This window comes from Sulfitobacter undariae (assembly GCF_014196805.1).
Classification (GTDB): Bacteria; Pseudomonadota; Alphaproteobacteria; order Rhodobacterales; family Rhodobacteraceae; genus Sulfitobacter; species Sulfitobacter undariae.
Window position 1 is genome coordinate 1 of record NZ_JACIEI010000030.1, and the last position, 9,198, is coordinate 9,198.

Sequence of the window (9,198 nt, forward strand, 5' to 3'; positions counted from 1 at the left end):
TGGGTGTCTGAGACCGGCAACGGTCAGTGGGAGGTGGCAGAACGAAGTCTGTCCCACAAGGTCGGCACAAAGGTTGAGAGAGCCTATGCGCGGTCAGATTTACTTGAGAAAAGACGCGCTTTGATGGTGCAATGGTCCGATTTCGTAACACAAGACGGCACAGCACAAATGAGGTAGAATCAATGACATTAATTCATGACGGACCTGGGACTTATGATATCCATGCACCAATAGATTTTGATGCGCTTAAGACCATAATAGCCGCTAGAGGGCCTTACGTTCTTGAGTTTGAAAAGTGGATGGTTCGCGTCAGTATCTCTGTTCAATCTGGCAATGACACGGATGTAATCTCGATCGTTCAGTCAAAGGGGTTTACCGCACTTGCGACAATCATCTCGCGCCAAACAGTAGAAAGTTTCGAAAGCACTGTAGCACTTGCAGAGACATTTATTGCGCAACCTCAACTGCTGTACGACCCAGATGCAGAACAGCAGTATATCGAAGCTGAGATAAGGACCCACTTAGGTATTGACCCACGGACCATATATGCAGAAGGATTGCCAGAAACCGGTTTAGAAGTGGTTCTCAGTGAAGCTTGCAAAACCGACCCATGGCGAGCGCAGAGTCTAAAAATAATCTTTCAACAGCTCTTTGAGCAGTCGGAGCGCTTACAGAACGTTGGTAGCCTAAATGGCGTTTCCGGACTTAAGGACCTGTTGGGCTCGTCAAGTCACTTGGTCAATTTTATGCAGGGCCAATACAATGCAGGGTTTCTGACTGGTAGACTGATCAGCGAATACTTTGTTCGGTATGAAATTGAGCATTTTGCCCAAAAAGGGGTGTCCTTTGAAGAGGGGCAACAACGCCGCATCGACGCGAGCGGCAAGGTTTCAAATACACAACGACATCAACGAATAGAGGCGATGCTAACCCAAATGGAGCAGTTGGCCCGTGAGAACCCGATCTTTGCCCGACTCAGCATTAATAAGTTGGCGGATATTGCCATTGAAAATGCAGCCGAACATGACGGTAAACTTTGGAGGCAAGGAAAGGGTCGCCGCGATGCCTATCTTGACGAGATGAAATCGGACCTGAGATATCAATCCCGTTTCAAAGTTTTACAGAAAAAAACAGGTTAAAAATCCAGTACATTTTGCCAAACCGCTTAAGCGGTTTTTCTGAAACAGAGGAGCGCTTAAGCGAGTTTCAATTTTCCTTAAAGCGCTTAAGGCTCTATTTTTATTGGTGAAAACTGAACAGGTTCAGGTGCACACCTTCATCATCACTACAGGATGAAGGAAATTAGAGAATGCCTGATCTTTTCGAGAACGATCGCAACTACGTCTTGGGCGATCCAGAACTCAAGACCATTGGAGACCGCGCCAAGCTGGCGCAATGGCGTCACAAGATGAAAGGCCCAGCCTTTTACAAATTAGGTCGCAAAGTCGTTTATCGCGGCTCCGACCTCAATGCCTGGGCAGAAGCGCAGAGGATTGATCCAGCGCGTCAGGGTCAACGCTAATGGCGGTCTCAGAACTTATCGCCTTGGCGACATCGGTACCATCAATTCTCTTCCTTGACGCTTATTTTTGGGTCGCTGCAAGACTTGGGCACCCTCACTATATTTTTGCTTGGCTCAAATTACATGCGGGCCTTGGAGGGCAGTTGCGTGACTAAAGCCCCTCCTAGCTCAAAGCAATTGCAAGGTGATTTGTTTGAAGGAGGTCCTCAGCCTGAGAAACCTTCCCAGTCAAACAAGCCCAAAGCAAAAAAGACTAAGCGCAGTCAAACATCGGTGATCGCCTCTCGATTACTGTCAATTGATGACATCACAAAACGCTACGGTGTGGGACGTTCCACCGTGTGGCGTTGGGTCAAAAAGGACGGCCGGTTTCCTGCGCCTGTCAAACTAACCGCAGGTACAAGCCGCTGGCTGGAATCGGAGCTTCTCGAATTTGAAGTAGGCGCTTATGGCTACACACCAACCAAGCCGACCAAGACCCGTAAAGGTACAAAACCAGCCAAAGGCCGAGCATCATGAGCAGGTCTTACAAAAACATAAGGCCTAAGAAACACTTCGTGTACACAGTCGAAGATCTGCTGCAGCTCTTTGGCATCACACGGAATACGGCTTCTAATTGGGTCGCTGAGGGTCTCCGCCCGTCTGACGGTCGAACACCATATGTGTTCAATGGGGCTGAAATTAAGCGGTTTCATCTGGCTAGGCGTTTGGCAACAAAAGCCACTCTTCGGGTTGGTCAGTTCAAATGTTTCAAATGCAAAGAACGGATATTTCCTGACCGATCTTCACTTGTGCTATATCCCCTGAAAGATGGTTCTGCAGGCGTTTGGGCTCAGTGCCCCAGCTGCAAATGCGTGGTTCAAAAGCGAGTGAATGAGACAGATTGGGACAAGATTTCAGCTTGCATCAATACCAATACCAACTTGGTGTCGCTAGACGAAGGAGATGAACCGGACCCAGTTGGTCTTGTGAAAAGTAAGGTATCAGAAAACGACGGTATCTACTTTGAGAATGACCGCATCATACATCAATGGCTTCAGTTTGCCGGGCGTTACGAAGCCAAAACGATCAGCGCGAAGCTCGCGTTTATCCGTGAATTCGAGGCTTTCTTTCACGGAAAGTCATTTGGGAAGATTAAAACGGAAGATGTTTCGGCCTTCCGCGATAGCCTCAAAATGAGCGTTGAGAGTGATCGAGACAACAAACGCAGCGTGTCGACGGTCCGCCACTGCGCATCGCACCTTAAGGCGTTCTTCGATTGGCTGATTGATCAGAGTGGCTACCAAAACCTTAATAGGTCCTTGCCGGGCCATTTTATCCTACCAAAAAAGTTTGATTTGAAGGGCCATAGCGACGAAGAAAAACCGACACCCACCGACAAGGAAGCTGTCGCGATGGTTGAAAGGATGCCGACCGACACCATCAAAGCACGACGGGACCGCGCTATGATTGCTGTCGCGTTTCTTGGTGCTCTGCGTGCTGATACGACTACATCCCTGAGGGTTAAACATATTCACGTCCCAAAGCGAAAAATCATTCAAGATGGTCGGGTCTCACGGACAAAAAACAGCAAGAGTTGGAAGACGAATTTTTTCCCCCTGCCATCTATTTTTGAAAAAGTTGTGGAGGATTGGCTGGAAGAAATTTCGGCTCTGGGCTTTCGTGGGGACGACGCACTTTTTCCCACCGAGCAAGACTTGCATCCGCACCTCAGCTTAAGAAGCGCTGGCGATATTGCCGTCATGAACTCAACTCATGCAGTTTCTGAAGCATTCAATTGCGCGTCTGAGCTCGTTGGGAAACGCTTCACTCCTCATTCGGCCAAATACTACATCGGAGCGTTGGGCCTAAAGCACTGCAAAACGCTACAACAAGCTGCGGCTTGGTCTGCGAACATGGCCCACACAGATATCAGCACCACGCAACGCTATTATCAGAAAATGACGCTTAACGACATCGATGAGGTCTTTGAAGCTTTTGAGCAAACCTCAGGCTCAGACGCGCAACCGGACGACATGTTACTTATGTTGCGTTATCACGAGCACGGGTTGGTCAAAGGAACGGCAGAATTTGAACGTGCCAGAGAGCTTCTTTCGGAGCATCAAAAAAAAGGCACCTTCACGTGATGGGGTGAAATGGGCGGATTCCGGACTTTCGCTACACTGGTATCGTTACACTTGATTTGTTAGTTAAGCAGACATTCGCAGGAGGTCGTAACGTGGATCGGGAGTGGCCCCTCCTTTTTTGTGGACTAGGCTGACTTTCTCATCCAATTGCAGGTCTGGTAGTGTAGACTTATGAACGAAATAGCTGGTGGGATTGTGACATGAAAAGGCTTGGAAATCTGTCACCTCCGGATTTTGAAGATCTGTGTCGCGATATCCTGCAAGCTGAAACCGGGCAGCGGTTTTCTGCGTTTGGCGCGGGAGCTGATGGCGGTGTTGATGGCAGGCATTCCAAGGGCCCTAAGTCGACCATTCTTCAGTGCAAGCATTATCTGAATTCAACGTTTTCTCAGTTGAAGTCGGCTTTGAAAAATGAAGTGCCGAAGATCGATCTTCTGAAACCAAGTCGTTATATTTTCTTAACGTCTCAATCGTTGACACCAGCACGCAGCGACGAACTGGCAGGTGTGTTAGGTGATCGCCTCAAACATCCGGAAGACATTTGGGGTGCGGAAGACATTGAGGCTGCGCTGAAGCGTCATCCCGACATCGAAAAGGCAAATCTAAAACTCTGGATGACCAGTACGGCAGTCTTGGAGAAGGTGCTGCAGTCAGGTCTCGAGGCCCACACGGCAGCGACCAAAGCTGAAATTTTGGACGAGTTGCGAGTCTATGTTCGTAACCCAAGTTTTGACTTAGCGTTTGAAAAGCTCGAACGACATCGTGTCCTCGTTGTATCTGGCCCGCCAGGGGTGGGGAAGACCACGCTGGCCAAAATGCTCACCTATCACTATCTCAATGATGATTGGCAATTTTGCGCGATAAGATCTCTCGACGATGGCTTTGCCAAACTCGATGAGGAAAAGCGAACCATCTTCTTCTTTGACGATTTTCTCGGTCAGATTGAACTCGATCGCCAAGCGCTTGTTCAACGGGATGGGCAACTTGCGAGATTTGTGAAACGCGTTAGAGCTTCCAAAAACTCTCGTTTCATTCTTACCACGCGCGCGCACATTTTTGAGGAAGCACGACGGCTTTCAGATCATATGGATGAGGGCCGCTTCCAGCTCTCAAAATTTTTGCTGGATGTCGGCCAATATACTCGCTCAATCAAAGCGCGTATCCTGTTCAACCACCTTGCCGCGTCAGATTTGAATGGCGACCATGTAGAAGCTCTGCTTCAAGATGATTGGCTCAAGAAGATCGTCGACCACCCAAACTACAATCCGCGCCTAATCGCGTATGTTACTGCCGAGTGTCCTGAGGATTTGGAACCATCCGCCTATCCAAAATTTGTCTTCAAGACCCTAGAAAATCCTGCGCTGATCTGGGCCAAGGCATATCGCAGTCTCAGTATGCGCTGCCAGAATCTGCTTGTGGCACTCTACTTTGGAAATCAGTATCGCCAATCCATTGAGGTTCTGCGGGAAAACTTCAATGCGGTACATAATAAAATTTGCGAACACTATTCACAGCCGTCAAAGCCAGAGGACTTCGAAGAAGCTCTTAAATCACTCGAGTCGGGTTTTGTTGCTATATCCGGGAACCAGGTACGGTTTGTGAACCCATCAGTCCGCGACTTTCTAAAAGAGCATTTATCTGATGGAGACTTTCTGCGCCTGCTCCCGACTCTTTGTGTTCGGGCTGAATGGGCTCAGAATCTGTGGAACCACTTGAAGCATACGCTCCAGACCGATCCCGATAAATTAAAAGCTCTGGCGCAGGCATTCTTCGATTTTGCAACCAAACTGGGCCAAATTCCCAATTTCAAAAAGGTGAAGTTGGAGCAGTACAATTATTGGTACTCCGAACTCGATGACCTCTCTATCGCAGATCGCGGATCCCTTCTGCTGGACCTGTTTGAGCACTCTGACGACCGTGGCTTTCTCGATGCCGCAATCTCAGTTTTGAAGAGCGATACCCTTAGGGTGGATGCGTCACGAGATTCTAGGGAATTGCCAGAACTTCATTGGAGGATTTCCAGCTTTGTCGATGATGATGTTGACGGCAAAGAAGACCTGCTAACAGCAGTTAAAGCCGTTCTGATGACGGCAATCGAAACCGGCGTTCCGATGGATGAATTGGTCGCCGTGAATGACGCCATAGACGAGTACCTCGATGAAGCTATTGATCTCGGACCCATCGAGGACGCGATCAACTCCGCGATTGACTACGAGTTTGATGAGATTTCAGAAAGAATCTCTGACTTTTCTTCCGAAAGTGAGCTTAATGAGCACCTAGAGATGCTGGAGTTCATTGCACAGCACACTGGTCGCAGTGCAGAAACTGCGAAAAGGGTGGTACAAGAGAAAATCAGTATAATTGAAGTGCCTGATTATGATGAATACCAACCGAGTTCTCGCGGGCAAAATAGTAACCCCGATGCAGAGTTCTCCGACAATGATCTCGTAAGCTTGTTCTCGACTCTTTCAAAATAATTCTCCTGCTCCAACGATTCTGTGTTTTCTCGTAAAGGGCACTTGGCTTAGCTTGTGGCGAACCAACAGCGGTGCATCGCTATTCGGCATTTATAAGGAAAATAGTTAAATGGCATTTGAGGAGCTTATTACTTGGTCCGATCAAAAAGTACGGCCCGATTGGCAAAAGGATGCGCTTTGGCGGCTGGCGACAACAGGCGAGTTGAGCAAAGAAAACTTGTCGGACCTACGAAGGGTTGTTGAGAAGGCAACCGAACTGATCGACGACGAGGTCGCTGCGGTTACTCCCCTAGCTGCGGAGCACCTATCTGATCCGGCAGCCGACGCCCCACGCACAATTCTTGGTGCGATTGGACCTGTCCGTCGGGTAGACCGGCTAGCAGGCGACCAGCCTCCGATCAAATTCGCGAAAAATGGGATCACACTTGTTTATGGTGCCAATGCATCAGGTAAGAGCGGCTACTGCCGAATAGCTAAACAGCTTTGCAGGTCTCTCAGTCCTCAAGACCTCAAAGGCAATGTTTATGAGGCCGCCGCAGCCGACCCACCAGAAGTTGACCTAGTATTCGGCATGGAAGGCGACGAACCCGAGCGCCAAGAGATAACCTGGCGACATGGCGATCCGTCTCCGGCAGAACTAGCAAGGATATCCGTATTCGATACGGCGACGGCGCGCGTTTACGTAGACAAAGACCGCAAGGTTGAATTCCTACCCTATGAGCTCGACCTTTTGAACAAGCTTGCCTTGGCAGCAAAGGAGCTGGACGGTCATTTTGAGGTGCGAGAAACCGGGATCAATGTGGCGATCCGTACGCCACTGCCTGTTGGTTATACGGATAGCACCGCTGTCTCCCAGGTTCTTGCAAAACTCGTCCCTGAAACAGAGCTAGCCGATCTTCCCGATGAAGCGGGCCTGCGCGCGCTCTCCGAATGGAGTGATGAAAAGGAGGCTGCTCTCCAGAGCGTCAGCGACGAAATTCGCGATGATCCTAAGGTGCGGCTGCGGTCTCACAGATCGGCGAAGCAGGAGCTAGAGAATATAAAGACCGAGCTTTTCGGTCACCTTGGACTTCTTGCCGATGATGGCATTGAAAAGATCACAGATGCCCACACCGATATGACGACAAAAGCCGAGGCGGCCAAGGCTGCAGCCCAAGGTCTGGGAGCAGGCATGCCAATCCCGGAAATCGGTTCGAAATCCTGGCGAAAGATGCTGATCTATGCCCGCGACTTTGCCGGTGAAGCTTTCCCTGAGCGCGATGATCCCAAGTTGGCCACCGGCGAATCCTGCGTCCTTTGTCAGCAACCCTTGGAGGATGACGCGGCATCGCGGATGGCGAAGTTCGATGAGTATATTTCAGGGCGCACTGCCAGCGACAGTCAGCAAGCCACAGAAGACTACGAGGTGCTTGGCGCTTCGATCAATGCTCACCGCGTTGGCACGCAGGATCAAACCAAAGCGCTTCTTGGCGTTTATGGCGGGTTGAGCGATGATCATCAGGCTTTTGTAGATGAGATTGCGCTTGGCTACCGTGTGCTTGCTTCGCGTCTTGAGGCGGTGAGGGCTATGATCGAAGCGGGCAATTTTGATGGGGCGGATGCTATGGAAACTGTTCAAGCCGATCTCATCCAAAAGGTCGATGCAGCGCTTGAAAACCTGCAGGCGCAGATCGATGTTCTGGAAAACGCAGATGCCGATGAAGAGCGCATGAAAGCGCTCGCATCTGAAAAGGTAGAACTCGACGATTCAAAGAAGCTGAGCCAGGAGATCGAAATTGTGGTCGCCCGGCTTAAGCAGCTCGTGGAACGGCACAAGATCAAAGAGGCGCGCAAGCTTTGTGCGTCAGGTCCCATTGCACGCCAACTCACGGCCCGTCGCCGTGTCATATTGACCAAGAGCCTGAAAACGCAGCTCAAAGAAGAACTGGATACTCTCAAGCTCTCGCATATTCCCATCGACCTCTCCGACCGCAGTGCAGGCCCTGACAGTGTTATTGAAGTTGGCCTGACTGCTCATCAGCGTGTGGCAAACAACAGCGATGTGCTCAGCGAGGGTGAGCAGAGAGCGCTCGCGTTGTCATGTTTCCTTGCCGAACTGATCGAGGTTGGTGCCGAACACGGCATTATTGTCGATGATCCGGTTTCCTCTCTGGATCACTCCCGAATGGAAGCTGTAGCAAAGCGGCTTGTGGCAGAGGCCTCGGCTGGCCGTCAGGTCATCATCTTTACGCACAATATCATGTTTCATTACATGATGGAGAATGAGGCACGCCGTGCTGATATTCCCTGCCATACCGAATGGATGTCGAGTCTAGGGGGAACCAAGTTCGGGATTATTGATGACTCGGGTAAGCCGAACCACACCAAGAAGGCAAAGCAGCGCATCGGCGAACTCAACGAAGCTAAGGCCAAATTGTATAAGGACGGTTATGATCCGGCGGTTCAGGAGTTTCGCGATCCTCTCACGGCCATCTATACGCTAATGCGCGAAACCTGGGAGCGGATCGTCGAAGAAATTCTGTTCAACGGTACGGTCCAGCGTTTTCGTCCCGAGGTAATGACCCAAAGCCTAAAGCATGCTTGCTATGATCCCGCAGATGATTATCCGGCGATTTTCGAGGGCATGAAGCGATGCTCGCATCATTCCGGGCACGATAGAGCGGCAGACTTGCCACAGGAGCTACCTGAAAAGGTAGATTTTGATGCTGACCTGCAGGCTCTAGTCGAATTTCACAAGAAGGTCTCTGACCGAAAGGCCGTCCTCGAGAAAGGACATCGTTATGAGAAAGGTCCTGAGCCAGAGTTCCTTTGATGTTGCGTCAGTAGGCTAAGCTGGTTCATCCCAATCGTTCGCTAGAGAGAATTGCTTCGAGTTGTACCAATGTCAGCTTCCGGGAACCTAATTGTGGGGCGGTGAATGTCGGCTCCGGGCCGTTACTGTTGCTCGGGAAATTTCTCCCAACCGATCAGTCTGTTATTGGTAAGCGGTGCGCCCACCCCACCTTCCTTGTGAGCCCCTGATCTGAGATTCAGCCCTGACAGATGGATTATAAGGGAGTTTCTCCATGGAGCG

6 protein-coding genes and 1 pseudogene are annotated in these 9,198 nt (G+C 50.2%); all 7 read left to right on the plus strand.

The annotated features are described in order from the left end of the window. Nucleotides 1–182: 182 nt before the first annotated feature. Entirely contained in the window at nt 183–1,139 is a 957-nt protein-coding gene (locus GGR95_RS18520) for a hypothetical protein (protein ID WP_184568354.1), read from the plus strand. A 170-nt stretch (nt 1,140–1,309) separates the two neighbouring features. After that, the gene (locus tag GGR95_RS18525) at nt 1,310–1,522 is read left to right on the plus strand and encodes a MerR family transcriptional regulator (RefSeq protein WP_184568355.1); all 213 of its coding nucleotides are present in this window, start codon (nt 1,310–1,312) and stop codon (nt 1,520–1,522) included. Between the two features lie 147 nt (nt 1,523–1,669). Further along, the gene (locus GGR95_RS18530; RefSeq protein ID WP_221385031.1) at nt 1,670–2,041 is read left to right on the plus strand and encodes an AlpA family phage regulatory protein; all 372 of its coding nucleotides are present in this window, start codon (nt 1,670–1,672) and stop codon (nt 2,039–2,041) included. Further along, nucleotides 2,038–2,373 (plus strand): annotated as a pseudogene (locus GGR95_RS19225) (helix-turn-helix domain-containing protein); the annotation flags it as partial. The gene GGR95_RS18530 and the pseudogene GGR95_RS19225, both read left to right, overlap by 4 nt. Nucleotides 2,374–2,391: 18 nt before the next feature. Beyond that, a complete protein-coding gene (locus GGR95_RS18535) occupies nt 2,392–3,648 on the plus strand; it encodes a tyrosine-type recombinase/integrase (protein ID WP_184568356.1) in 1,257 nt (418 codons plus the stop codon). Between the two features lie 200 nt (nt 3,649–3,848). Then, nucleotides 3,849–6,125, plus strand: coding sequence for an nSTAND3 domain-containing NTPase (locus tag GGR95_RS18540; RefSeq protein WP_184568357.1), 2,277 nt, complete (start codon nt 3,849–3,851; stop codon nt 6,123–6,125). A gap of 109 nt (nt 6,126–6,234) precedes the next feature. Then, a complete protein-coding gene (locus GGR95_RS18545; protein WP_184568358.1) occupies nt 6,235–8,937 on the plus strand; it encodes an AAA family ATPase in 2,703 nt (900 codons plus the stop codon). The last annotated feature ends 261 nt before the right edge of the window (nt 8,938–9,198 follow it).